Source organism: Nocardia sp. NPDC101769 (genome assembly GCF_044766925.1).
Classification (GTDB): Bacteria; Actinomycetota; Actinomycetes; order Mycobacteriales; family Mycobacteriaceae; genus Nocardia.
The window spans coordinates 99,355-124,194 of sequence record NZ_JBIWMX010000026.1; the positions used below are offsets into that span (position 1 = coordinate 99,355).

General features: G+C 67.6%; 25 protein-coding genes and 2 pseudogenes. 20 read left to right on the top strand and 7 right to left on the bottom strand.

Annotated elements, in window-relative coordinates:
• Positions 1-75 precede the first annotated feature (75 nt).
• From ramB to ACIRRA_RS32665, 10 genes and pseudogenes are all read left to right on the top strand, one after another.
• A complete protein-coding gene (gene ramB / locus ACIRRA_RS32620) occupies positions 76-1,485 on the top strand; it encodes an acetate metabolism transcriptional regulator RamB (RefSeq protein WP_402776224.1) in 1,410 nt (469 codons plus the stop codon).
• Positions 1,486-1,593: 108 nt separating this feature from the next.
• Positions 1,594-2,235: a hypothetical protein gene (locus ACIRRA_RS32625; RefSeq protein ID WP_402776227.1), complete on the top strand. Its 642-nt coding sequence runs from the start codon at positions 1,594-1,596 to the stop codon at positions 2,233-2,235.
• A gap of 330 nt (positions 2,236-2,565) precedes the next feature.
• Positions 2,566-3,801, top strand: coding sequence for an urea ABC transporter substrate-binding protein (gene urtA / locus ACIRRA_RS32630; protein WP_402776336.1), 1,236 nt, complete (start codon positions 2,566-2,568; stop codon positions 3,799-3,801).
• Positions 3,802-4,045: 244 nt separating this feature from the next.
• Complete coding sequence (gene urtB / locus ACIRRA_RS32635) at positions 4,046-4,933, top strand: urea ABC transporter permease subunit UrtB (RefSeq protein WP_402776230.1); 888 nt, start codon at positions 4,046-4,048, stop codon at positions 4,931-4,933.
• A gap of 14 nt (positions 4,934-4,947) precedes the next feature.
• Positions 4,948-6,090, top strand: coding sequence for an urea ABC transporter permease subunit UrtC (gene urtC, locus ACIRRA_RS32640; protein ID WP_402776339.1), 1,143 nt, complete (start codon positions 4,948-4,950; stop codon positions 6,088-6,090).
• The gene (gene urtD, locus ACIRRA_RS32645) at positions 6,087-6,959 is read left to right on the top strand and encodes an urea ABC transporter ATP-binding protein UrtD (RefSeq protein ID WP_402776232.1); all 873 of its coding nucleotides are present in this window, start codon (positions 6,087-6,089) and stop codon (positions 6,957-6,959) included. The genes urtC and urtD overlap by 4 nt, the downstream gene beginning before the upstream one ends.
• Positions 6,943-7,635: an urea ABC transporter ATP-binding subunit UrtE gene (urtE, locus tag ACIRRA_RS32650; RefSeq protein ID WP_402776233.1), complete on the top strand. Its 693-nt coding sequence runs from the start codon at positions 6,943-6,945 to the stop codon at positions 7,633-7,635. The genes urtD and urtE overlap by 17 nt, the downstream gene beginning before the upstream one ends.
• Before the next feature lie 11 nt (positions 7,636-7,646).
• A pseudogene (locus ACIRRA_RS32655) lies at positions 7,647-7,967 on the top strand (GntR family transcriptional regulator); the annotation flags it as partial.
• Positions 7,947-8,591, top strand: a complete 645-nt coding sequence (locus ACIRRA_RS32660; RefSeq protein WP_402776342.1) for an FCD domain-containing protein — start codon at positions 7,947-7,949, stop codon at positions 8,589-8,591. The pseudogene ACIRRA_RS32655 and the gene ACIRRA_RS32660, both read left to right, overlap by 21 nt.
• 65 nt (positions 8,592-8,656) lie before the next feature.
• Positions 8,657-9,196 (top strand): carboxymuconolactone decarboxylase family protein, encoded by a 540-nt coding sequence (locus tag ACIRRA_RS32665; RefSeq protein WP_402776236.1) that lies wholly within the window; start codon positions 8,657-8,659, stop codon positions 9,194-9,196.
• Positions 9,197-9,227: 31 nt separating this feature from the next.
• Here ACIRRA_RS32665 and ACIRRA_RS32670 read toward each other — a convergent pair whose 3' ends face one another.
• Together ACIRRA_RS32670 and ACIRRA_RS32675 are read right to left on the bottom strand one after the other, a co-directional pair.
• A complete protein-coding gene (locus ACIRRA_RS32670; protein ID WP_402776239.1) occupies positions 9,228-9,899 on the bottom strand; it encodes a GNAT family N-acetyltransferase in 672 nt (223 codons plus the stop codon).
• Positions 9,900-10,001: 102 nt separating this feature from the next.
• Positions 10,002-10,781 (bottom strand): TetR/AcrR family transcriptional regulator, encoded by a 780-nt coding sequence (locus ACIRRA_RS32675; protein ID WP_402776242.1) that lies wholly within the window; start codon positions 10,779-10,781, stop codon positions 10,002-10,004.
• Between the two features lie 123 nt (positions 10,782-10,904).
• Between ACIRRA_RS32675 and ACIRRA_RS32680 the strand changes: the two genes are divergently transcribed.
• From ACIRRA_RS32680 to ACIRRA_RS32700, 5 genes are all read left to right on the top strand, one after another.
• A complete protein-coding gene (locus ACIRRA_RS32680; RefSeq protein ID WP_402776245.1) occupies positions 10,905-11,285 on the top strand; it encodes a VOC family protein in 381 nt (126 codons plus the stop codon).
• A 110-nt stretch (positions 11,286-11,395) separates the two neighbouring features.
• Positions 11,396-11,983 (top strand): dihydrofolate reductase family protein, encoded by a 588-nt coding sequence (locus ACIRRA_RS32685; RefSeq protein WP_402776246.1) that lies wholly within the window; start codon positions 11,396-11,398, stop codon positions 11,981-11,983.
• 3 nt (positions 11,984-11,986) lie between these two features.
• Positions 11,987-12,343: a YciI family protein gene (locus ACIRRA_RS32690; RefSeq protein ID WP_402776249.1), complete on the top strand. Its 357-nt coding sequence runs from the start codon at positions 11,987-11,989 to the stop codon at positions 12,341-12,343.
• Between the two features lie 29 nt (positions 12,344-12,372).
• Positions 12,373-13,593 (top strand): RNA polymerase sigma factor, encoded by a 1,221-nt coding sequence (locus ACIRRA_RS32695; RefSeq protein WP_402776252.1) that lies wholly within the window; start codon positions 12,373-12,375, stop codon positions 13,591-13,593.
• Between the two features lie 134 nt (positions 13,594-13,727).
• A complete protein-coding gene (locus ACIRRA_RS32700; RefSeq protein WP_402776255.1) occupies positions 13,728-14,219 on the top strand; it encodes a transglycosylase SLT domain-containing protein in 492 nt (163 codons plus the stop codon).
• A 33-nt stretch (positions 14,220-14,252) separates the two neighbouring features.
• Here the strand turns inward: ACIRRA_RS32700 and ACIRRA_RS32705 are convergent, their stop codons facing one another.
• Positions 14,253-15,104, bottom strand: a complete 852-nt coding sequence (locus ACIRRA_RS32705; RefSeq protein ID WP_357006402.1) for an SDR family oxidoreductase — start codon at positions 15,102-15,104, stop codon at positions 14,253-14,255.
• 109 nt (positions 15,105-15,213) lie between these two features.
• Here ACIRRA_RS32705 and ACIRRA_RS32710 point away from each other — a divergent pair, with 109 nt between their 5' ends.
• Complete coding sequence (locus tag ACIRRA_RS32710) at positions 15,214-15,612, top strand: winged helix-turn-helix transcriptional regulator (RefSeq protein WP_402776258.1); 399 nt, start codon at positions 15,214-15,216, stop codon at positions 15,610-15,612.
• Between the two features lie 8 nt (positions 15,613-15,620).
• A complete protein-coding gene (locus tag ACIRRA_RS32715) occupies positions 15,621-16,100 on the top strand; it encodes a nucleoside deaminase (protein ID WP_402776260.1) in 480 nt (159 codons plus the stop codon).
• A gap of 177 nt (positions 16,101-16,277) precedes the next feature.
• Here the strand turns inward: ACIRRA_RS32715 and lpdA are convergent, their stop codons facing one another.
• Both lpdA and ACIRRA_RS32725 read right to left on the bottom strand, forming a co-directional pair.
• The gene (lpdA, locus tag ACIRRA_RS32720; RefSeq protein ID WP_402776263.1) at positions 16,278-17,681 is read right to left on the bottom strand and encodes a dihydrolipoyl dehydrogenase; all 1,404 of its coding nucleotides are present in this window, start codon (positions 17,679-17,681) and stop codon (positions 16,278-16,280) included.
• Positions 17,682-17,808: 127 nt separating this feature from the next.
• Positions 17,809-18,810 carry a dipeptidase gene (locus ACIRRA_RS32725; protein WP_402776266.1) on the bottom strand — a complete coding sequence of 334 codons (1,002 nt, stop codon included), beginning with the start codon at positions 18,808-18,810 and terminating at the stop codon, positions 17,809-17,811.
• A 115-nt stretch (positions 18,811-18,925) separates the two neighbouring features.
• Between ACIRRA_RS32725 and ACIRRA_RS32730 the strand changes: the two genes are divergently transcribed.
• From ACIRRA_RS32730 to ACIRRA_RS32740, 3 genes and pseudogenes are all read left to right on the top strand, one after another.
• The gene (locus ACIRRA_RS32730) at positions 18,926-20,974 is read left to right on the top strand and encodes a prolyl oligopeptidase family protein (protein WP_402776269.1); all 2,049 of its coding nucleotides are present in this window, start codon (positions 18,926-18,928) and stop codon (positions 20,972-20,974) included.
• Between the two features lie 15 nt (positions 20,975-20,989).
• Positions 20,990-21,325: pseudogene (locus ACIRRA_RS32735) on the top strand (cyclic nucleotide-binding domain-containing protein); the annotation flags it as partial.
• A gap of 72 nt (positions 21,326-21,397) precedes the next feature.
• Positions 21,398-22,873, top strand: a complete 1,476-nt coding sequence (locus tag ACIRRA_RS32740; RefSeq protein WP_402776344.1) for an aspartate ammonia-lyase — start codon at positions 21,398-21,400, stop codon at positions 22,871-22,873.
• A 13-nt stretch (positions 22,874-22,886) separates the two neighbouring features.
• On the opposite strand, the gene ACIRRA_RS32745 is transcribed toward ACIRRA_RS32740, so the two are convergent.
• The gene (locus ACIRRA_RS32745) at positions 22,887-23,735 is read right to left on the bottom strand and encodes an alpha/beta fold hydrolase (protein ID WP_402776271.1); all 849 of its coding nucleotides are present in this window, start codon (positions 23,733-23,735) and stop codon (positions 22,887-22,889) included.
• 89 nt (positions 23,736-23,824) lie between these two features.
• Complete coding sequence (locus tag ACIRRA_RS32750; protein ID WP_245550798.1) at positions 23,825-24,457, bottom strand: TetR/AcrR family transcriptional regulator; 633 nt, start codon at positions 24,455-24,457, stop codon at positions 23,825-23,827.
• Positions 24,458-24,840 lie beyond the last annotated feature (383 nt).

Consider the following 24,840-nt stretch of genomic DNA (forward strand, 5'->3'; position numbering starts at 1 on the left):
ATGTGACGCACAGCTCAGCAGCTCTGCTAACTCTGGCGTTGGCAACGGTGCGAAGACACCAATAAACTCGAGCGCATGGCCAAGACTTACGTCGGTGCGCGGCTGCGACAGCTGCGTACCGAGCGCGGTTTGAGTCAGGTCTCGCTGGCCAAGAAGCTCGAGATCTCCGCGAGCTATCTGAATCAGATCGAACACGACGTGCGCCCGCTCACCGTACCGGTCCTGCTGCGCATCAGTGAAGTCTTCGGCGTCGACGCCGGCTTCTTCTCCTCCCAGGACGACACCCGGCTCATCGCCGAACTCCAGGAGGTCGTGATGGACCAGGAGCTCGGGGTGGAGGCCGACGCCCAGGAGATCGCCGAAATGGTGTCCGCGCACCCGGGTTTGGCGCGCGCCATGGTGAACATGCATCGCCGCTACCGGAATACGACGGCGCAGCTCGCCGCCGCCACCGAGGACCGTTTCTCCGACGGCAGCGGTTCGGGCGCCATCTCCAAACCGCACGAGGAAGTGCGCGACTACTTCTATCAGCGGCAGAACTACATTCACGAATTGGATACCGCCGCCGAGGAACTCACCCATCGCATGCGTTTCCACGGCGGTGATCTCAAGCGCGAGATCCCGCGCCGCCTCAGCGATGCGCACGGCGTGCAGATCGTGGAGCGCATCGATCTGGGCGACGGCGTGCTCCACCGATTCGATCCCGAGCAGCGCCGCCTGGAAATCGCGCCGCATCTCTCGGGTGGGCAGCGGGTGTTCAAGCTGGCCGCCGAACTGGCCTACCTGGAATGCGGTGAGCTCATCGAAAAGCTGGTGGCGGAGGGCAATTTCTCCAGCCACGAGTCGATCGTGCTGGCGAAACTGGGCCTGGCCAACTATTTCGCGGCCGCCACCGTGCTGCCCTACACCCATTTCCACGAGGTGGCAGAGGATTTCCGCTACGACATCGAGCGGCTGTCGGCGTTCTTCACCCAGAGCTACGAGACCATCTGCCACCGCCTGTCCACCCTGCAGCGTCCCAAACTGCGCGGCGTGCCCTTCTCGTTCGTGCGCGTGGATCGGGCCGGCAATATGTCGAAACGGCAGTCCGCCACGGGTTTCCACTTCTCCTCCAGCGGCGGCACCTGCCCGCTGTGGAATGTCTACGAGACCTTCGCGTATCCCGCGAAGATCATGACCCAGATCGCCCAGATGCCCGACGGCCGTAAATATCTGTGGGTGGCCCGGACCGTGGAGCGGCGCGCCACCCGATATGGCGAGCCCAGCAAAACGTTCGCTATCGGACTCGGCTGTGAATTGCGGCATGCGGGCCGGACCGTTTATGCCGACGGCCTGGATCTGAACGAGCCCAAGGCGACTCCGATCGGCGCGGGTTGTCGAGTATGCGAACGCGCCAACTGCTCGCAGCGCGCATTCCCGCCACTCGGCAAATCTCTCGATATCAGCGAGCACCGAAGTTCCATCTCGCCGTACATCATTCAATGACCGATTCGACGACCTATCCGGACGGTAAACGGCCGTGAAATCCCGTACGAACATGATCAGGTGAAAATCAGAAAGCTTGTCGCCACGGCCGGTCTCACCATTACCGCCATGGCGATCACGGGGGGTACTTCCCACGCTGCGCCGACGCCTGATCCGGCGGCGGTGCAGTCGATTCAGCACCCCGCTCGGAACCAGAATGACCTGGGTTACTCCATTGTTCGGTCGGATGCGGATAAGACGGTAACCACGACGCTCACCGGCGGCACTTTCCGGCTCACCGATGCGTCGGTGGACGTGCTCGATGCCTCCGGGGTGGTCGTGTCGCGGATGCCGCTGGCGATGACCACCGCGGGTACGGATCTGGTGGTTTCGATGCATCCGAGCCTCGAGGACAACGGGACCAAGCTGGTTGCGCATCCGGAGGCCGGCGAGGTCGCACAGCCGGGTGCCGCGGACGTCGGCCGGTGGGTGCCGACCTCGCCCAAGCAGCGCGCGACCGAAACCGGTAGTGCCGTGGGCGCGTTGGGTGGTGCGCTCGGCGGCATCGTCGTCGGCGTCATCATCGCGGTGGCCACCGGGGGCTTCGGCATCATCGCCCTGCCGTTCGCGGCCATGATCGGTGCGCTGATCGGTGGTGGCACCGGTAGCGCAGCGGGCGCCGGCACCACCAACGACGACCGCCAGGACGGCTGGACGTGGGAGCAGGACTGCCAAACCGATTACTACACCCACGAGCAGTACTGCTACTGACCCGATCTCACCGTTGGGCCCGAGCCTGTGTCAGCTTTCGCCGACCCCGGCTCGGGCTGTTTCATATCCCTTGACCTGCACGAACGTTTCCTTCACACCGCCCGAACCACGATACGGTGAGCGGAAATTCACGTCGCGGCAATGTAGGAAATCGGACATTCATCGAGAGTCATTCCGGCGCAACACTTCCCGTTTACCTTTCGTTCCACGAATACAGCCGCTGTATACGCGGCGGTATTCGCAAGCGGCGCATGTGGCGTCGCCGAACACCGTGAAGTGAAGGATCCGCCCATGCACGACTCTCCCCGCCGGGACCGGGCCGCCCGCCTGATGAAGGCGATCACCATTCCGACCGCGCTGGCGCTGTCCGCCGTCCTGGTCGCCGGCTGTGGTTCGCGCGACAGCGACACCGCGTCGGGCTCCAATGCCAAGTCCTGCGTGGACACGTCGAAGGACACCATCAAGATCGGTTCACTGCATTCGCTGACCGGCACCATGGCCATCAGTGAGGTCACCGTCGCGAATGCCACCAAGCTGGCGGTGGACCAGATCAACGCCGCGGGCGGCGTTCTGGGCAAGAAGCTGGATGTGGTGCTCGAGGACGGCGCCTCGGATCCCAAGACCTTCGCGGAGAAGGCCGAGAAGCTGATCAGTTCCGACTGTGTGGCCGCGGTGTTCGGCGGCTGGACCTCGGCGTCCCGCAAGGCCATGAAGCCCAAGTTCGAATCGCTGAATTCGCTGCTGTACTACCCGGTTCAGTACGAGGGCCTGGAGGATTCGAAGAACATCTTCTACACCGGCGCCACCACCAACCAGCAGATCATCCCGGCGCTGGACTACCTGAAGCAGAAGGGCATCACCTCCCTCTACCTGGTGGGCTCCGACTACGTCTTCCCGCAGACCGCCAACCGCGAGATCAAGGCGTACGCCAAGGCCAATGGCATCGAGATCAAGGGCGAGGACTACGCCCCGCTGGGCTCCACGGATTTCTCCACCATCGTCAACAAGGTCCGCAATGCAAAGGCGGGCGCGGTTTTCAACACCCTCAACGGCGACTCGAATGTGGCCTTCTTCCGCGAGTACGCCAATGCGGGGCTGAAAGCCGCTGACATGCCGGTGGTCTCGGTGTCCATTGCCGAGGAGGAGGTCGGCGGCGTCGGCGTGCAGAACGTCGCGGGCCAGCTGACCGCCTGGAACTACTACCAGACCGTGGACACCCCGCAGAACAAGGCGTTCGTCGCCGCGTACAAGGCGGCCTACGGCGCGAACAAGCCCACCTCCGACCCGATGGAGGCCGCCTACACCTCGGTCTATCTGTGGAAGGCGACCGTCGAGAAGGCGAAGTCGTTCGCGGTGGCCGACATTCAGAATGCCGCCGACGGCGTCAGCTTCGACGCGCCGGAGGGCACCGTCACCATCGACGGCTCCAACCACCACATCACCAAGACCGCGCGCATCGGCGAGATCCACCCCGACGGGCTCATCTACACCGTCTGGGATTCCGGCAAGCCGATCCAGCCGGACCCATACCTGAAGAACTACGACTGGGCCAAGGGCCTGAAGTAATTCGGCGGCCGCCGATGAGGGGCGGCTGGTGCGGCACCTGTGCCGCACCAGCCGTACGGCGACCAACCAAGAGGCCAATCGATATGAAACAAACAGACAATCGATCCCTGTCCACCCGCCCGTTGGTTCGCGGCCCGTCTCGTTCTGGACTGAGCGGAGCGGGGGAGCGAAGCGGAGGAGCGGAGAGAAGGAAGAACGAGACCTCCGGGGCCGCGAACCCGCCTGGAGCGAAGCGGAGGGCACATTGAACACAGCGGCTGTCGGACAGCTCTTCACAGGGCTGAGTCTGGGCTCGATCCTGCTGCTCGCCGCGCTGGGTCTGTCGCTGACCTTCGGTCAGATGGGCGTCATCAATATGGCGCACGGTGAATTCATCATGGCCGGGTGTTACACGACCTATGTTGTGGAACAACTGATCTCGGCAACGGGCGTGGCGCTGATCGTGTCGCTGTTCGTCGGCTTCCTGGTCGGCGGCCTGCTGGGCGCGGCCCTGGAAATGGGGCTCATCCGCTGGATGTACGACCGCCCCCTGGACACCCTGCTGGTCACCTTCGGTGTCGGATTGATCCTGCAGCAGGCGGTGCGGGACATCTTCGGCGCGCCCGCGAAGAACGTGGTCGCGCCGGACTGGCTGACCGGCGGCCTCACCATCGCGGGCACCGTGGTGCCCAAGACCCGCATCTTCATCATGGTGCTGGCCGTGGTGGCGGTTATCGCACTGGCCACCGCGCTCAGGACGACGCCGCTCGGCCGCCGCATCCGGGCGGTGGTGCAGAACCGCAGCCTGGCCGAAACCTCCGGCGTCTCTTCACGTCTCACCGATGTGAGCACCTTCTTCATCGGTTCCGGGCTGGCGGCGGTGGCCGGTGTGGCCCTGACCCTGATCGGCTCCACCAGCCCCACCATCGGGCAGTCGTATCTGGTGGACGCCTTCCTGGTGGTCGTCATCGGCGGCCTCGGGCAGATCAAGGGCACCGTGATCGCGGCCTTCGCCATGGGCCTGCTGAATTCGTTCGTCGAATACTCGACCACCGCGACGGTCGCCAAGGTGATCGTCTTCGTCGTGGTCGTGATCTTCCTGCAGGTGCGCCCGCAGGGTCTGTTCACCGTCCGGACGAGGAGTCTGGCTTGACCACCATCCAGCGGCTGAGTGCCAACTCTTCCCTGAAAGCCCTGGGCGGCTTCGTCATCGCCGCCATAGTCCTGTTCGGTCTCGCACCGGCGATGCTCACCGACTTCCGGTTGAGCCTGCTCGCCAAGTTCCTGTGCTTCGCCATCGTCGCGGTCGGCATCGGCCTGGCGTGGGGCCGCGGCGGCATGCTGACCCTCGGGCAGGGCGTCTTCTTCGGCATCGGCGCATACATCATGGCCATGCACATGCAGATGGCCGACGCCGCCAAGGCGCACGAGGATGTGCCGGAGTTCATGACCATCGCGGGAGTGGACCAATTGCCCTCGTACTGGCGGCCTTTCGAGTCCGCGCCGGTGGCGCTCTCGGCGATCGCGGTGCTGCCCGCCGCCATCGCCGCGGTGCTCGGCTTCGGTGTGTTCAAGCGCCGGGTCAAGGGCGCGTACTTCGCCATCCTGAGCCAGGCGCTGGCCGCGGCACTGGCGATCCTGCTCACCGGGCAGCAGACCATCGGCGGCTTCACCGGATTGAGCGACTTCCGTTCGTTCTTCGGCTTCCGCCTGGACGATCCGGTGAACCGGCGCATGCTGTTCTTCATCGCGGCGGGCACGCTGCTGATCGTGGTGGCCATCGCACGCCAGCTCATGCACAGCCGCTACGGGGAACTGCTCGTCGCCGTGCGTGATCAGGAGGAGCGGGTCCGGTTCCTCGGGTACGACCCGGCCAACATCAAGATCGTCGCGTATGTGGTGGCCGCGTTCTTCGCGGGCATCGCGGGCGCATTGTTCACCCCGATCGTCGGCATCATCTCCCCCGCCGACATCGGTATCGTCCCGTCCATCGCCTTCCTGATCGGCGTCGCCATCGGCGGCCGCACCACCCTGCTCGGGCCGGTGCTGGGCGCGATCGGCGTGGCCTGGGCGCAGACCACGTTCTCCGAGCACTTCCCGTCGGCGTGGACCTACTTCCAGGGTGCGCTGTTCATCGTGGTGGTCGGCTTCATTCCGGCCGGACTGGCCGGATTCGGGCCCATGGCCAAGCAGCTGCTGGAGCGGCTGCGGCCCACGACGGCCCCCGACGCCGCACCGGAACCGGCCGCCGAGCCCGGAATCGAGGCCGATGCCGAGCCGGAGGCCGAGCAGAAGGTGGAAGCGCGATGACCGTGCCCGAACCGAAAATCGGCGGTAACGCCGGAATGGACAGCGAATACCTCGAAGTCCGCGGCCTGTCCGTGAGTTTCGACGGCTTCAAGGCCGTCTCCGACGTGGATCTGACCGTCCTGCAGGGCGATCTGCGCTTCCTCATCGGACCCAACGGCGCGGGTAAGACCACCCTCATCGACGCCATCACCGGCCTGGTGCCCGCGACCGGTTCGGCGCAGAAGACCGGCGCCGAGCTGATCGGCCGCAAGGTGCATCAGATCGCCCAGCTCGGGGTGGGCCGCACCTTCCAGACGGCGAGCGTGTTCGAACAGCTCACCGTGCTGCAGAACCTCGATATCGCCGCGGGCGCGGGACGTTCCGTGCTCACCCTGCTGCGCCGGCGCAAATCGGTGCTGCCCGCCATCGAGGAGGCGCTCGAGACCACGGGGCTCGCCGCGCTGCGCGACAAACCTGCCGGGGTGCTCGCGCACGGTCAGAAACAGTGGCTGGAGATCGGGATGCTGCTGGTACAGAACGCCTCGGTGCTGCTGCTGGACGAACCGGTGGCGGGCATGAGCGCCGAGGAGCGCGAGGAGACCGGAAACCTGCTGCGCCGCATCGGCGGTGAGCGGGTGGTCATCGTCGTCGAGCACGATATGGATTTCATGCGCGCGTTCGCCAGCTCGGTGACGGTGCTCGCGGGCGGCCGCGTCCTCAGCGAGGGCACCGTGGAGCAGGTGCAGGCCGATCCGAAGGTGCAGGAGGTCTACCTCGGCACCGCCGCGGCCGGCGAGCTGCCGCCCGCTGAGACCAGCACTACTGAATCCATTGGCGCGGAGCAGGAATCGGACGAGGCGCAGGAGGCCGCGGATGCTGGAACTCGTTGACCTACGCACTGGCTACGGCCGAACCGAGGTGATTCACGGTGTGTCCCTGACGGTCCCGGACAATGGCGTAGCGGCCATCATGGGCCACAACGGGGCCGGGAAGACCTCGCTGCTGCGTGCGGCGGTCGGCCTGCTGCCCGCCAAGTCCGGGCGGATCCGCTTCGGCGGCGAGGACATCACCAAGATGTCGCCGTCCCGGCGGGTCAAGCGCGGCCTCGCCTATGTCCCACAGGGGCAGCAGAGTTTTCCACAGCTGTCCACAATGGAGAACCTCCAGGTGGTGGCCGACGGCCGCAAACGCGGAAAGGTGCTCATCGGCGAAGCGCTGGACCTGTTCCCGGCGCTGCGGGAGCTGTTGTCCCGCAAGGCCGGACTGCTCTCCGGCGGCCAGCGCCAGCAGCTGGCCATAGCCCGCGCCCTCATCACCGAACCGGCGCTGCTGATCCTCGACGAGCCGACCGAGGGCATCCAGCCCTCGGTGGTCGCCGAGATCGAACGCACCATCATCGAACTCACCGGCCGGGGCGGACTCAGCGTGCTGCTGGTCGAACAGCACATCGGCTTCGCGCTGCAGGCCGCGCAGCAGTTCTATGTCCTGCGCTCGGGCCGCGTCACCTGCTCCGGGGCGGGCGGCGCGAGCGCGGAATCCGCGGTGCGCCAGGCCATGGCGATCTGATCGGACAGTCCGTGAACGCGCGCAGGGGGCGTATTCCGTTGTCCGAGCGGGTCTATCGATCCCTGCAGCGCGATCTCGCGGCCGGGATGCTGGTACCGACCGAGCGTCTCGGCGAGGAACGCCTCGCCGAGACCTACGGCGTCTCCCGCACCCCGGTCCGCGAGGCGCTGGCCCGGCTCCTCGCCGACGGCCTGCTGGAACGCCACACCGACGGCCTCTACCCGTACCGCCCCCGGGTCGACGAACTCGGGGACCTCTACGAACTCCGAATAGTCCTGGAGGCCAGAGGAATCCAACGACTGCAGGCCACTGTGGCGGAGCTCCCGGAGCCGCTGGCCGCGGCTGTTCTCCCGGAGCGCCCGGTAGCGACCGTGCCTTCGGAGCCGCCGGCAGCCGCCGTGCCTCCGGTCGTTGTCGCCCACCCCAGACCGTCCGGGTCACCCACCGACACGGGCGAACTCGGTGCGTACACCTATGCGACCGAGCCGGTTCCCACCGCACCGACCGCTCCGGTCGATGCGATCACCGCCCGGGCTCCCGGACCCACGAGTCGACCCGCGGTCACACTGCACGACATGGGTGCAGTCGAGCGGGAGCTCGACATCTGGCGGCGCGTGCGCGAGCATCCGCCCGAACCCGGGGCCGAACTCATCGCCGCCGACGAACGATTCCACACCACACTCCTGCTGGCCGCCGGCAATTCCGCACTGGCCGACGCACTCTCGACGGTGCACGCCCGGGTGCGGCCGGTGCGAGCCCTGGACATGCCCACGCCCGGGCGGATCGCCGCGATGGCCGAGGACCACATCGCCCTTGCCGAGCACCTGCTCGCGGGAGATCTGGACACCGCCCTGCGTACCCTGCTGGCCCACCTCACCAGCTCCCGAGCGCACGTCCTCACCCGCGCGCGCCGCGCACTGGAGCTCACCAAACTCGCCCAGGCGGTCCGCGAGTGACCCGATCCGCGCCGCGCCGGGCCGTCGGTCTGGCGAGTGGCTCAGACAGGGTGTTGACTGGGGGAATGGTGTCGACGAAGCCACGCATCGCTCCTGGTCGCCTGCGGGAGCTCGGTCCGGTGAACTGGGTTGTCTGGCAGGCGCTTTCGCGTGCCGCGGGCACAGAGGACGCGCATCTGTTCAGTACGCTGGGCCGCACCGGCGGCCTGTTCCGGGGATGGCTGCACTTCTCCGGCCGCCTCATGCCGGGCGGCAAGCTGCGCCGGTACGAGTCCGAACTGGTCATCCTGCGCGTCGCCCACCTGCGTCAATGCGAGTACGAGACGGACCATCACATCCGGCTGGGCCGCCGCGCGGGCGTCACCGCCGAAATCCTGGACCGCCTCCGGGAGGGCCCGGCCGCCGCCGGGTGGTCCGCCAAGGAGCGGGCGCTGCTCACCGCCGTGGATCGGCTGGTCACCACCCGCGACCTCGACGACGCCACCTGGCAATCCCTCGCCGACCATTACGACGAGCGCCGCCTCATCGAAATCGTCCTGCTCACCAACCAATACGAGGGCCTGGCCAGCACCATCACCACCCTCCGTATCCAAACCGACCACTAGTCGCGCGTCCGGCCGCGGCCGCTGGCGTGGGTCAGCGGCGCAGGCGGTGGACCGGCTGGGTGGCGGCTTCGGGAACGGTCTCGGCGTGCGGGATGGAATGCGCGTAGGCGGGTTCGGCGGGGCGGGCGGGCTGGATGCGGGCGTGCAGGTGCATGTCGTGCCAGCCGTCGTCGTGCAGGCCCGCGCTGCGATTGATGCCCTCGAGCACGAAGCCGGATTTGTGTGCCACCCGGCAGGATTGGGCGTTATGAACGGAATGCCGTAATTCCAGGCGGTGGAATCCGGCCACCTCGAAGGCCCAGCCGACCAGCGCCTCCACCGCGCGCGGGGCGATGCCGCGGCCGCGCACCGCGGGGACCACCCAGTACGCCAGCTGGGCCTCACCGTGCCCGAGTTCCATGTGGTGCAGCGAGGCCCGGCCCATCAGCCGGCCGCTGCGGCCATCGGCGACAGCCCAACTGGCCACGGTGCCACCGCTCCACGTGCGCACCCAGGAGTCCACCCACTCCCCGGCCTCCTCCACGGTGTCCGCGGTGCGCACATGCCAGCGCCGAATGGCCGGATCCTGGAAGGCCGCATACACCTCGGGCCCGTCCCGGCGCAGCCACGGCCGCAGCACCAGCCCGTCTCCCATCGGGAGCACCGGCTGCGCTGCCCGACTGAAGGTTTCGACGGCGACGATTGCCGGGGTTGATCGCGGCATGGGTGGAATTCTGCCCGCGATCGCCCGGTCCGCGCGGCGATATTGAGACCATCGTCCCGATCGGTCTCTCTTGCGCGTATCGCCCGAACCGGCCGGCCGCGCTCAGGGCCTGCGGTTTTCGATCAGCGCGGCCAATCCGTCCAGGACCCGGTCCAGCCCGAACTCGTAGGCGTGGTCCGCGCTGTAGGCGCTGTCGTGGGCCTGCCCCGCGACCGCTCCGATCCGGGCCGCCAGGGGATAGCGGCGGGCGTCGAAGACCCGCGCCAGCAGCGGGGCCGCCCGCTCCCACCACTCGCGATCGGAGTGCCCGCTCTCGGTCGCGGCCCGCGCGGTGTCGATGGCAAGCTGCGCGGTCGAGGTCACGAAGCCCAGCACATAGGTGAGCGCGGCGTCCATCTCCAGATCACCGAGGCCGAGCCCGTCGAACGCGCACAGCTCGTGATCGTATTTCGCGGCCACGCCGGGACCCAGCGGCGGCCGCGTGGTCGGCAGGTAGGCCACCCAAGGATGCTCGGCCAGCAGGGCGCGATTCTCGGCGGCGATCGTGGAAACCCGTTCCCGCCAGGGCATTCCGGTGAGATCGTGACGGGGCATGCGCTGGTAGACGGTGTCGAGCATGAGGTCCAGCAGTTCGGCCTTACCCGGCACGTAGGTGTAGGTGGCCATGGGCGTGATGCCCAGCTTGGCCGCCACCGACCGCATGGTGAGCGCGCCCAGCCCCTCGCCGTCGGCGATCTCCAGCGCGGCCGCGATGACGGCGTCGAGGGTGGTGCGCTGCTTGGGCCCGCGCGCCGAACCGCCGGATCCGGGCTCGCGCCACAGCAGTTCCAGCGTGCGCACCGGGTCCCCGGCGCTGCTGCGTTCCCCGCTTCGTCCGGCCATTCGCGTCACCTCCGCCGCTGATCGTATCGATGTGACAGTCGTCACTTTGCAGCCCGTCGAGAATTTACGTACAAAGTACAGTGTACTTAGTACAGCGTTGATCGGCACCACCTAGGAGGCCTCATGACCACCATCACCGCATCCGCGATCTCCCTGAACGTGCCCGACCCGATCGCCTCGGCCAGCTTCCTCATCGACCACTTCGGCTTCGCCGAGAAGATGTCGGCCGACGGCTTCGTCAACGTGACCCGGCCGGACGCCGGATTCGACGTCATCTACCTGCGCACCGGCCTTCGCAGCTTCAAGCCGGACCGCATCGCGGGCAGCGCGGGCGAGGGCCTGCTGGTGGTGTTCGTCGTGGACGACATCGACGCCGAATACGCCCGCGTCCAACGCGAAGGCGTGCCGATCGTGACCCACATCGAGACCGAGCCGTGGGGCGAGCGCTACTTCCAGGCCCTCGACCCCAATGGGATCGTCATCCAACTGGTCCAGTGGGTCTGACCGAAACCCGCTGAAAAATTCCTCCGTCGAACGTGTCGATTCCGGCCGGGCCCGTTCGAGGAGTAGTCGAGGGCCGAACGGCGGCCCGGCACTTCGACGAGAGGAATTCGATGCGAAAAGTGGTGGCTTTCGAGCACATGACCCTCGACGGCTTCGCGGCCTCGCGCACCGAGCTCGGACTGGAATGGACATTCGGCGCCTACAGTCCGGACCTCGCCGCCTTCCACGACGAGCACATCCGGGCCGATATCGGTACGACGATCTACGGCCGCAAGACCTTCCAGGGCATGCGCGATCACTGGTCGAGCGTTCCGGACAACCCGGAGGCCACGGCGCACGATCTCGAACACGCCGAATGGGTCACGAATATCGACAAGATCGTCTTCTCGACCACGCTCGAGTCGGCCGGCTGGCTGAACACCCGGATCATCGACAGCGACGGGGCGGCGCGCATCGCGGAACTGCGGGCGGAAGACGGCGGCGCGCTGGTCATCTACGGCAGCCCGACCCTGGTGCACTGGTTCGCCGACGCCGGGCTCATCGACGAATACCGCATCGTCATCCATCCGGTGACAATCGGCTCCGGCACCCCTATGTTCCGGGACAAGACCGAACTGAATCTGAACCTGCTGGAATCGAAGTCGTTCGACGGTGGCGCCCTCTATGTCCGCTATGCAGTCGCCCAGCGAGAGGATTGAGCAATGCGATACCTGGCACTGATTCGCCTGGATCCCGCCCAGATGCCCGAGGAGGGGCCCGGAGATGACCTGATCGCCAAGGTCAACGAGATCATCGAGGAGATGACCAAGGCGGGCGTGCTGCTCGACACGGCGGGTCTGCGCCCGGTCGAGGAGGGCACCCGGATCCGGCAGGCCGGCGGCGTGCAGACCGTCGTGGACGGGCCGTACACCGAATCCAAGGAGATCATCGGCGGATACATGGTCTTGCAGACCCGTTCGCCGGAGGAGGCGGCCGAGTGGGCGTCCCGGTTCCTGCGGGTGCACGGGCCGGAGTGGGACATCGAGGTCGAGGTGCGACAGCTGGACGGCCAGAACTGAATCCGCAGCAGGAGCGGGCGCGCCGGGCCGTGGAGGCGGCCTGGCGCATCGAATGGCCGCGTCTGGTGGCGGGCCTGACCCGCCTGGTCGGTGATATCGCCACTGCCGAGGAGCTCGCGCAGGACGCCCATGTGGCGGCGCTGGAACAGTGGCCTCGCGACGGCGTCCCGCCGAATCCGGGCGGCTGGCTCATGCTGACGGCGAAACACCGTGCGGTGGACCGCATTCGGCGCGACGTGAACTTCGCGCGGAAACTGGAGGTGCTCGGCCGTGAGACGCTCACGGCCGAGCAGCCGCCCGGCGAACCGGAACCGGCCATCGCGGATGACCTGCTGCGCATGATCTTCACCGCCTGCCATCCGGCGCTCTCGCCCCCAGCGCGGGCGGCGCTCACCCTGCGCATGGTGGGCGGCCTGACCACGGCCGAGATCGCGCGGGCCCATCTGGTCCCGGAATCGACCGTGGCGCAACGCATCGTGCGCGCCAAGCGCACCATCGCGGCCAAACGGATTCCCTACGAGGTGCCCGCGGGCGCGGAGCTGGCCGCGCGCCTGGACTCCGTGCTCGAGGTCATCTACCTGATCTTCAACGAGGGCTATACCGCCACCTCCGGCGAGCGCTGGGTCCGGGCCGAATTGTGTGAGGACGCACTGCGTCTGGCACGCATCCTCACCGGGCTGCTGCCCGAGGAGCCGGAGGCGTACGGGCTGGCGGCCCTGCTCGAACTGCAGGCTTCCCGCACCACCGCCCGCAGTGACGCGGACAACGCGCTGGTGCTGCTGCCGGATCAGGACCGGTCCCGGTGGAATCGGCTCTCGATCGAACGCGGCCTGACCGCTCTGGGCCGCGCGCACACGCTGAACCGGATGCGGGACCTTCCGCCCGGGCGCTACGCACTCCAGGCCGCCATCGCCTCCGTGCACGCCGTCGCCCCCACCGCCGCCGAGACCGACTGGCGGCGCATCGCCGGACTGTACGCGGTGCTGGCGCAACGGTTTCCGTCGCCGATCGTGGAGTTGAACCGTGCGGTCGCGGTGGCCATGGTGCACGGACCGGCCGCCGGGCTGGAGCTCATCGACGCGATCGTCGAGACCGGCGCTCTCGACGACTACCACCTGCTGCACGCGGTGCGCGGGGATCTGCTGTCCCGGCTGGGCCGGGATGCCGAGGCGCGGACGGCCTTTCGACGCGCGGCCGAACTGACAGCCAACGAGACCGAGCGCGAACTGCTGCTCGGCCGGGCGCGCTGACGCCGTCCTCACTCCGATCAGCCATTTCACCGCGTGTCGCTCACCCCTCCCGCGAAACGGCAGGGCGTACGGTCGGTTCCTGACTGAAGACATGTGGGTCTGTTTTTTCGTGAACGACACGGAAGGACCAGGCGTTGCCCATTCTCGACAAGCGTCCGCTCCGAGCCACCGTCCTCGGACTGCTCGTGGCCGCTCTCGCCCCGCTCACCGTCGCCGTCGGCACCGCCGACGCGCGCACCGAAATCGCCGACCCCATTGCCCAATCCGCGTTCCCGGCTGCTCTGCCGGTGGACCCGGCGTCCCTGCTGCAGCTGGTCGGGACGGCCCAGCGATTCGCCAAACCGGCTTTGCAGACACTGGCGCGTTTCATCGTGCCCGCGGACCAGTGGGGATCGTTCAATCAGATCATCACGCACGAGAGCGACTGGCAGGTCTTCGCCATCAACCCGACCTCCGGCGCCTACGGGCTGGCCCAGGCCCTCCCCGCGCACAAGATGTTCAGCGAGGGCCCGGACTGGATGTTCAACCCGATCACCCAGCTGCGCTGGGCCTACCGGTACATGGTCACGCGCTACGGCAGCCCGAATGCCGCCTGGGACTTCTGGCAGGCCCACAACTGGTACTGAGCCTGCCGGTCCCCGAGCTCGATTCAGCCCCGATCAGCTCAGCGCGGCCCGGAAGACCTCGGCGACCGGGGTCGACGGGCGGCCCAGCAGCCGCTGCAGATCACCGGAGTCGACGGCCAGGATGCCGTCGGCGATACCGGCGTCGGCATCGGCCAGGGCGGCGGCATAGCCGGCGTCCAGACCCGCGCCCTCCAGCGCCGCGGCGTAGTCGGCCTGCGGCAGGTCCTGGTAGCGGACCGGCTTACCGGCCACCTCCGAGATCACCTGCGCCAGTTCGGCATACGAGAGCGTCTCGTCGCCGCCGAGTTCGTAGACCTTGCCCTCGTGGCCGTCGGTGGTGAGGACGCGGGCGGCGGCCTCGGCGTAATCGGCGCGGGCCGCGCCGGATACCTTGCCCTCGCCCGCCGCGCCGTAGAGCACACCTGTCTCGATGGCGTGCGCCAGGCCGCCGGTGTAGTTCTCCCAGTACCAGCCGTTGCGCAGCAGCACGGTCGGAATGCTCGCCCCGGCCAGCGCGGCCTCGGTGCCGATGTGCTCCTGGGCCAGGATCAGCGGATTGCGGCCGGCCTGCGGAATGCTGCTGTAGGCCAGCAGTTTCACACCCGCCCGCTCGGCCGCGCGCAGCACGTTGGTGTGCTGGGCGACGCGCTTACCGAACTCGTTGCCGGAGACCAGCAGCACGCGGTCGACGCCCTGGAAGGCGCGCTCGAGCGCGTCCGGATCGTCATAGCTCGCCACCCGCACGTCGACACCCCGCGCGGCCAGATCAGCCACCTTGGCGGGATCGCGGACCACCGCCACCACCGGCTGCGATCCGTCCTTCAACAGCGCCTCGACGACCAGGCGACCCAGCTGTCCACTTGCTCCGGTGACTGCGACGGTCATGACTACCTCCAGGTTTCAGGGAATGAACTGCGGTGCTGACATGTACTAACTAATAGTAAGCACATACTATTCCAGAACCGCTACCCGAATCACAGGTAACCTGAACCTCATGAACGCTCGGCCTCCCGACCGGTCCTACCCGGACGACCCCACCCTGGAAGCCGACGTCTTCGCCCGCAACTGCTCCTCGCGCCCGGTCCTGCAAGACGTCGCCAGCCGCTGGGGCGTGCTCGCCCTGGCCGCACTGCGCGAGGGCCCCTACCGGTTCTCGGCGTTGCGCCGCCGCGTGGACGGCATCTCCGAGCGCATGCTCTCCCAGACCCTGCAGACCCTGGAACGCGACGGCATGGTCAATCGCGAAGTCCAGCAATCCATCCCGCCGGTCGTCGAGTACACCCTCACCGACCTCGGCGCGCAGGTGGCCGACCAGCTCGTCGGCCTCATCGACATCCTCGAATCCAATATCGCGAAGATCGAAGCGGCCCAGACCGCCTACCACCGCACGTAAGGAGCCGCATGTCCGCCGACATCGACCTGAACTATCTCGAACGCTGCGTGGAGCTGGCCGCCGAGGCCCTGGACGCGGGCGATGAGCCGTTCGGGTCACTGCTGGTCGGCGCGGACGGCACGGTGCTGGCCGAGGACCGCAACCGCGTCTCGGGCGGCGACGCCACCCGCCACCCCGAATTCGAGCTGGCCCGCTGGGCCGCCGAGCACCTCGCCCCCGAGGACCGGGCGACGGCCACGGTCTACACCTCCGGCGAACACTGCGCCATGTGCTCGGCCGCCCACGCCTGGGTCGGCCTGGGCCGCATCGTCTACGCGGCCTCGACCGCCCAGCTCACGGGGTGGCTCAACGAGTTCGGCGTCCCCGCGGGCCCCATCCGCCCCCTTGCCATCCAAGAGGTGGCCCCGGGCATCCCCGTCTCCGGCCCCTTCCCGGAGCTGACCGACCGCGTCTACGCCCTCCACCGCCGCCTGCACTTGGCGGACTGACCGCTGGAAAAACGAAAGCGGCCCGGTGCCAGCGGAAATCGCTAGCACCGGGCCGCTTCAGGGATACGGCGACAGAACCCTGAGATTCGTGAGACTCGCCCCCACTTCGGAGTTCGGGGGCAGGCTCCCGAACTCCCTTGGGGGTTCGGGGGCGAAGCCCCCGAGAGTCTTCGAGAGCTAGAAGTTGATCATGTGGCCGGCGAGGCCGTGGATCGCTTCCTGGAGGGCTTCCGACAGGGTCGGGTGGGTGTGCACATTGCGGGCCAGTTCGTTGACCGTGAGATCCCACTTCTGGGCCAGGGTCAGTTCCGGCAGCAGTTCGGAGACGTCGGGGCCGATGAGGTGGCCGCCGACGAGCTCGCCGTACTTGGCGTCGGAGATGAGCTTGACGAAGCCCTGCGCGTCACCGAGGCCGTGCGCCTTGCCGTTGGCGGTGAACGGGAAGGTCGCGACCTTGACGTCGTAGCCCTCGTCGCGTGCCTGCTGCTCGGTGAGACCGAAGGAGGCGACCTGCGGCTGGCAGAAGGTGGCGCGCGGCATCATGCGGTAGTCGCCCAGCGACATGGTCTCCGCGCCCGCGATGGTCTCGGCCGCGACCACACCCTGCGCCTCGGCGACATGCGCGAGCTGCAGCAGGGCGGTGACGTCACCGATGGCGTAGATGCCGGGGACGTTGGTACGCATGTACTCGTCGATCGCGATGGCGCCGCGGTCGGTGAGCTGCACGCCGGTGTTCTCCAGGCCGTAGCCCTGCACGCGCGGCGCGAAGCCGACGGCCTGCAGCACCTTGTCCACGGTGACGGTCTCGATCGCGCCGGACTTGTTGTCCTTGATCGACACGGTGACCTTGGACCCGTCGTCCTCGATGGACTGCACGGCCGCACTGGTGGTGATGGCGATGCCGAGCTTCTTGTACGCCTTGGTGATCTCCTTGGAGATGTCGGCGTCCTCGTTCGGCAGTGCGCGGTCGAGGAATTCGACGATGCGCACGTCCACACCGTAGTTCTTGAGGACGTAGGCGAACTCCATGCCGATGGCGCCCGCACCCACGATGAGGATGGAGCCCGGCAGATCACGGGTGAGGATCTGCTCCTCGTAGGTGACCACGTTCGCGGACAGCGAGGTGCCCGGCAGCAGCTTGGTCTCGGTGCCCGCGGCGATGATCACGTTGTCGAACGTGATGTCCTCGGTGCCGCCCTTGGTGAGCGCGACCGAGAGCGACTTCGGGCCGGTGAAGGTGCCCTTGCCGTCGAACTCGTCGATCTTGTTCTTCTTCATCAGGAAGTGGACGCCCTTGACCCGGCCGTCCGCGACCTTGCGGCTGCGGTCGAACGCCGCGCCGAAGTCGAAGGTCGCGTTACCCGAGATGCCGAAGGTCTTCGCTTCCTTGGTGAAGATATGAGCCAGCTCCGCATTGCGCAGCAGTGCCTTGGACGGAATGCAGCCCACGTTCAGGCACACGCCACCCCAGTATTTCTGCTCGACGATCGCTGTTCGCAGGCCGAGTTGAGCGGCACGGATCGCGGCGACGTAACCGCCGGGACCAGCGCCGAGAACGACGACATCGTAGTGGGAAGTCACGGCTTCGAGACTAGACCTGTTGTCGGGGCCTCACTCAGCCATCCCCCGCCCGCGTGAGACGGGGAACACGTGAGAGAGGTCACGCCCGTCCGGCCTGGAAGCGACCGATCAGTCCGCCAGACCTGCTCTAATCACGCCAGACCCGCTGGGCCACGCGCGCGAAATTGCCGCCGAACACGGCCGCGCGGTCGGATTCGGAGAAGCCGCGCGCGGCCAGCACCTCATCCAGACCCGGCACTCCCGACGCGCCGAGCAGGTCGTCCGGCGGCACCCACTGCAATTGGCCGTAGCGCAGATACTCCTCGGAGAAGCTCTCGGGATTCTTGGCCAGCTCGCGGTTGAAATCGTCGGCGTCGAAGGAGTAGTCGGAGCCGACCCCGATGTGCTCGATGCCGACCAGTTCCGCCCCGTAGGCGATGTGGTCTGCCATGGCCTCGATGCGCCCGGCCCGGTCGGCGGGCTCGTTGCGGCCCAGGAAGATGCCGACCCCGTTGATGCCGATCACGCCGCCGGTGGCCGCGCACACCTTGGCCTGATCGTCGCCGATATTGCGCGGATGTGCCCACAGCGTCGCGAAATTCGAGTGGCTGTAGATCATGGGAACCGTCGTGGTCTCGGCGATGTCCAGGCCGGTGCGGCGCGAGCAGTGCGAGCCGTCGGCGAACACCCCGACCTCGTTCAGCTTGCGAATCAGGTCCCGTCCATAACGGGTGAGCCCGGTGCCGTCGGTGTCGAGACATCCGCCGCCGGCGGCATTCGCGTGGTTGTAGGTGGGCAGCAGCGACCGCAGGCCCAGTTCGTAGAACAGCTCGACATTGTCGAGATCGCCCTCCAGCGGCCCGGAGTCCTCGAGGTCGAAGGCCAGCGCCAGGGTGGCGTCGGTGTCCTCGGTGGGGACCTGCGGCCACGCGTCCTCGATGCTGTGCACCAGACGGAATCGCCCGTCGGTCAAGGCATCTCGGCGGAACTGGGTGACCAGCTCGAGCGACTCGCGAGTGGATTGCGGCGCATAGCCGATGTTCACCGAGAGATACGAGCCCAGCGGGTATCGCGTCAGGTCGGCGAGGTCCGCGGTCGGCAGCAGCGGCAGGCAGCAGTGCTGTTCCCACAGCCGGGGCTCATGCGACACGCCGAGGCCTCCTGGATCCGATCGGTATCGAAACAGCAATCCTACTGACCGCGCGGCGCAGTGCCCGGCAATACGTTCGCGACCGGCGAACGCGTGCCTGGGCAACAATGTGGGCATGACCGGTGTTGGAGAGGGCGTGACGGATCCCTACCTGTGGCTCGAAGAGGTCGAGAGCGAGCGCGCCCTGACCTGGGCGGAAGAACGTAATGCGGTGTCCAGGGAGCGGTTCGCGTCCTCGGAGCGCTTCAGTGACCTCGAGGCGCGCGTGCTCGCCATGCTCGACACCGACACCCGCATCGCCTATCCGGGCCGGCGCGGCCCCTGGCTCTACAACTACTGGCGCGACCGTGAGCATCCGAAGGGCCTGTGGCGGCGCACCACCTTCGCCGAGTACGCCAAGGACGATCCGGAGTGGGAGATCCTCATCGACCTCGACGCGCTGGCGGCGGCCGAGGGCGAGAACTGGGTCTGGGGCGGTGCGGCGGTGAAGCGGCCGGAGCAGCGGCGCGCGCTCATCAGCCTCTCGCGCGGCGGCGCGGACGCCAAGGTGGTCCGCGAATTCGATATCGAGGCGAAGGCTTTCATCGCGCCCGAGGACGGCGGCTTCCACCTACCCGAGGCCAAGTCGGACTTCGCCTGGATCGATCACGACACCCTGTACGTGGGAACCGATTTCGGCCCCGGCTCGCTGACCGATTCGGGCTATCCGCGGGTGGTGAAGCGCTGGCGGCGCGGAACCCCGCTGGAGGCGGCGGAATTCGTGTACGAGGGCGAGGTCACCGATGTGGCCGTCTCCTCGGGCTACGACCGCACCCCCGGCTACGAGCGGCACTTCCTGAGCCGCGCCACCGACTTCTTCAACGAAGAGGTCTACCTACTGGAGTCCGACGGCACGCTGCGGTTCATCGACGTGCCCACCGACGCCACCGAGACCTGGTACAAGCGGTGGCTGCTGGTGCGGCTGAAGTCGCCGTGGGAGGTGAACGGCGCCAGCTATCCGGCCGGTGCGCTGCTGGCGGCCGACTTCGAGGCATTCCTCTCCGGCGCACGCGATTTCGAGGTCCTGTTCACCCCCGACGCGCACACCGCGCTGCACGGCTACGGCTGGACCGAGAACCACCTGCTGCTGGTCACGCTGGAGGACGTGCAAACCAAGCTGTACGTGCTCACCCCCGGGCCCGACGGCTGGGCCCGCGAGCCGCTGGCCGATACCCCGGCCATGGCCAGCACCAGCATCATGAACCTGGACCGCCTCGAGGGCGGCGACGAATTCATGCTCTCCACCAGTGGTTTCACCCGCCCGACCACACTGATGTCGGGGTCGGTGGGCGGCAGCGTGGAGGTGCTGAAGCAGGAGCCGAGTTTCTTCGACGCCGACGGCATCGTGACCGAGCAGTTCTTCGCGCAGTCCGACGACGGCACCCGGATCCCGTATTTCGTGATTCGCCACCGCGATCGCCAGGGCTCCCCGGGCCCGACCGTGATGTCCGGTTACGGCGGGTTCGAGGTCTCCCGCACCCCCAGCTACAGCGGCATGGTGGGCATGGGCTGGCTGGAGCGCGGCGGCACCTACGTCATGACCAATATCCGCGGTGGCGGCGAATACGGTCCGGAATGGCACACCTCGGTGCTGAAGGCCAACCGGCACAAGGCCTTCGAGGATTTCGCGGCCGTGGCGCAGGATCTGGTGGCGCGCGGCATCACCACGCCCGGGCAGTTGGGCGCGGTGGGCGGCAGTAATGGCGGCCTGCTCATGGGCGTCATGCTGACCCGGTACCCGGAGCTGTTCGGGGCCATCGTGTGCCAGGTGCCGCTGCTGGACATGAAGCGCTACCACCTGCTGCTGGCGGGCGCGTCCTGGATGGCCGAGTACGGCGACCCGGACAGGCCGGAGGAGTGGGAGTACCTCGCGAAGTACTCGCCGTACCAGAACACCAGCCCGGACCGGCAGTATCCGCCGATCCTGCTCACCACCTCCACCCGCGACGACCGCGTGCACCCCGGCCATGCACGAAAGATGGCCGCGCGCTTGGCATCCGAGGGCCACAACGTCTGGTACTACGAGAACATCGAGGGCGGCCACGGCGGCGCGGCGGACAACAAGCAGTCCGCCTTCCAGGCGGCGATAATCTACGAGTTCTTCACCCAGCAGCTGATGGACTGACGCCCGGGAGCCGACATGGACCAACTGGACGAGCTGATCGAGAGCACCGCCACCGCCACCGGGCTCGATCCGGACGACGTCCGGTCCTTCACCGCCACCGCCGAGCGGCGCGAATATCCGGCCGGCTCAACCCTGTTCCACGAGGCCACGCCGCGGGAGTGGGCAGGCATCGTGGTCGAGGGCGAGATCCAGATCATCTCCGGCCTCACCGGCCACGAGGTCCAACTCGCGCGCCTGGGTCCCGGCAGCCTGGTCTCCGAGGTCGCGCTGGTGGACGACTCCCTGCACACCGCCACCGGCCGCACCCGCGACGGTGCGGTAGTGCTCGCGGTCCCGCACGCCACCCTGCGGGAGCTGGCCGAGCTGCATCCGGATCGCTACTACCGCATCGTCGCCCGCGTCGCCCAGCTCATCGCGCACCGCATGCGCAGCGTCTCCGAACGCCTGGCGGCGGCGATCGCGGCCCAGCAGCCGCTGGGCGGCATTCGCACCGAACACGATTCGCTCGGCACCCGGGAACTGCCCGCCGAGGCGTACTACGGCGTGCAGACCCTGCGCGCGATGGAGAACTTCCCGATCTCGGGCGTGAAGCTGCGCCGGTTCGGGCACCTGGTGTCCGCACTGGCCTACGTGAAAAAGGCCGCGGCACTGGCGAACGCGGAGCTGGGGGCGATCACGCAGGAGAAGGCGACGGCCATCATCGGGGCCTGCGACGAGCTGCTGGAGTCCGGCGGCTCCACCGCTCAGCGCCTGTGCGAGGACTTCATGGTCGACATGGTGCAGGGCGGCGCGGGCACCTCGACCAATATGAACGCCAACGAGGTCATCGCCAACCGCGGCCTCGAGCTGATGGGGCATCGCAAGGGCGAGTACCGCTACCTGCACCCCAACGACGACGTGAACTGCTCCCAGTCCACCAATGACGTCTACCCCACCGCGGTGAAGCTCGGCGTGTACCTGTCACTGCAGGACGCCGCCGCGGCGCTGGCGGAACTGCGGAATGCCCTGCGGGCCAAGGCGGTCGAATTCGGCGACGTCATCAAGATGGGCCGCACCCAGCTGCAGGACGCCGTCCCCATGACCCTGGGCCAGGAGTTCGGCGCGTACGCGGTCATGATCGGCGAGGCCATCAGGCATCTGCAGCGCATCGGGCAGGACCTGCTCGCGGTGAACATGGGCGGCACGGCCATCGGCACTGGCATCACCAGCCCGCCCGGCTACGCGGACCTGGTCACCCGGAATCTCGCCGAGATCACCGGGCTACCCATCCGCCAGGCCGAGAACCTGGTCGAAGCAACCCAGGACTCGGGCGATTTCGTGGCGGTGTCGGGCACCCTCAAGCGCGCGGCGGTCCAGCTGTCCAAGATCTGCAACGACCTGCGGCTGCTCTCCAGCGGCCCGCGCGCCGGCCTGGGCGAGATCAATCTGCCCGCGGTGCAACCGGGTTCGTCGATCATGCCCGGCAAGGTCAACCCGGTCATCCCGGAGGTGGTGAACCAGGTCTGCTTCCAGCTCATCGGCTACGACATGACCGTCACCATGGCCGCCGAGGCCAGCCAGCTGGAACTGAACATGGCCGAACCGATCATGGCCTACGACCTGCTGATGGGCCTGATGATGCTGCGCAACGCGGCCATCACCCTGACCAGCCGCTGCATCACCGGCATCACCGCCAACCGGGACCACTGCCGGGATCTGGTAGCGCACAGCATCGGGCTGGTGACCGCGCTGGTGCCCAAGCTCGGCTACGAGCAGTCGGCGGCGATCGCCAAGGAGGCGTTGCGGACCGGCGGCAGCGTCTACGACCTGGTGCTGGAGCGCAGCGCCCTGAGCAAGGACGAGCTCGACGAGCTGCTGAGCCCGGAGAAGATGACCGCGCCGCGGTCGCGCACCCTCTGAATCGGCCCACGAATCAGCGGTCCCGGAGCCACTTTTCGACATAGTCGAGGGTGGACTCGGGATCGCTGATCCAGCCGTTGTGCCCGAGCGGGTCCGGATTGTGCCAGGTGGTGATGTCGGCCTCGGACAGCTTGGCGAGCAGCTGCCGCGCCGACCCGCGCGGGGTCAGCTCGTCGCCGGTCATGGTGATCGACAGGACCGGCAATTTCAACCGCCCGATGCGCTCCTCGTAGTCGATATCGGCTCCGGCGGGCTGGAATCGGCCGGTGCGGGCCAAGCGCGCCCAGTCGGCGATGAGCGCCTTCGACTGCCGTCCGAAGCCGCCCGCGGTGATGGTGTCGCCGGGCCAGAACCCGGCCAGATTGGCGGTCAGTGACAGCGCCGCGCTGCCCAGCGCGGCCATGCCCGTGTAGCCGCGGAAATGCGGCGTGCCCGCGGCGATGAGGATCAATCCGCCCAGCCGCCCGCGGATCCGGGAGGCGTACATGACGCCGAGCTGGCCACCCATGCTGTGCCCCAGCAGGTATGGCGTGCTGCCGGGGAACCGCTCGCGGACCACCTCGAACATGGCGGGGAAGTCGACCGCCACGAGTTCCTGATAGCCGTGGGTGCTCGGGACACCGGGTTTCGGCCTGCTCTCGCCGTTTCCGCGGATCTCCAGCAGCGCCACATCGAAACCCCGGTCCGCCAATGGCTTCCCGAACAGTGAGTAGTACTCCCCCGGGACACCCAGGCCCGGCGCGATCACCACCACCGGCCGGGGACTGTCGGCCGTAATCGGATGCCGGTGCGGGCCTTTCGCCGGTATCAAGCGCACCGGCACCGTGGTCCCGTCGGGCATCTGGATGGGCACGGTCTCCATGACCGGCACGCTACCCGCAAAGGTCGCGCCCGTCCGCGAGGCAGCGGACGGGCGCGAAATCGAGTCGGTTGACGGAGGTTCGGGCCGGGTCAGGCGCTGACGGCGCCCATGATGATGCGGCGCAGCACCCGGATCACGTCGTCGAGCGGCTGGCGCGGTTCCGAACCGCTCCAGGCGTCCACCACGTAGTTCACGGCGCCGATGATGGCGAGCACCCGCATTTCGTAGTCACCGGGCGGGATTTCACCGTGCAGGGCGGCATCCTCGGCGGCGCTGGCCAGCAGCGCGCCCCAGGCGCGCCGCAGTTCCAGGCGGAACTTCTCCACCTTGGGTCCCGCCCCGACGACTTCGACGAGCGCGACCCTGGCCTTGCGCGGATCGCGCCCGATGGACTCGATATAGGCGCGTACGGCGGCGTCGATGATGTCGATGGCGCTGGCGTCGGAGTGCTCGGCGATGGTGGCCGCCACGGCTTCCCGGGATTCGCGATCGATCTGCTCGTAGAGCTCGAGCAAGAGCGATTCGCGTCCGGTGAACTCCTCGTAGAACTGTCTCGAGGAGAGACCGGCGTCCTTGCAGATGGCCCCGACAGAACTATTGGCGTATCCATCGCGCGCGAACACCGTGAGCCCGGACTCCAGAAAACGCGCACGACGCTGCCGCTGCCGGTCTTCTACGGGCTGCCCGGCGTACATTCTTCCCGCGTTCGTTTCCTGTGACATTGCGCCAGACAATACCGAAGGGCCCGATCCCCTCGTCATGGATCGGGCCCTTCGTTTGAACCTTCGACTTACCGCGCGATAGCCGAAAGATGGCTCAGTGACTTCGGGCCGGGCGGCGCACCCGGGACGGTGGGTATAGGCAGGGGAACCGTCCCGGGTTCGGGACGCGGGTCCGGGGGGAGAGACTCGCGGCCCGATGTCGCATTGACCCGAAAGTCACTGATCGTTTGCCGTTCAACACGATACAGAGCAGCCGAACTGGACGGAATACTTTTCGAGGATCTTTCTAGAATTAATTTGTCGAACGCTCGCGATGCCCGGCCGGACCAGGGCGGGAGCGCCCGATGCGAGCGGAGTACCCAGCGCGCCACCCGCCGACACCG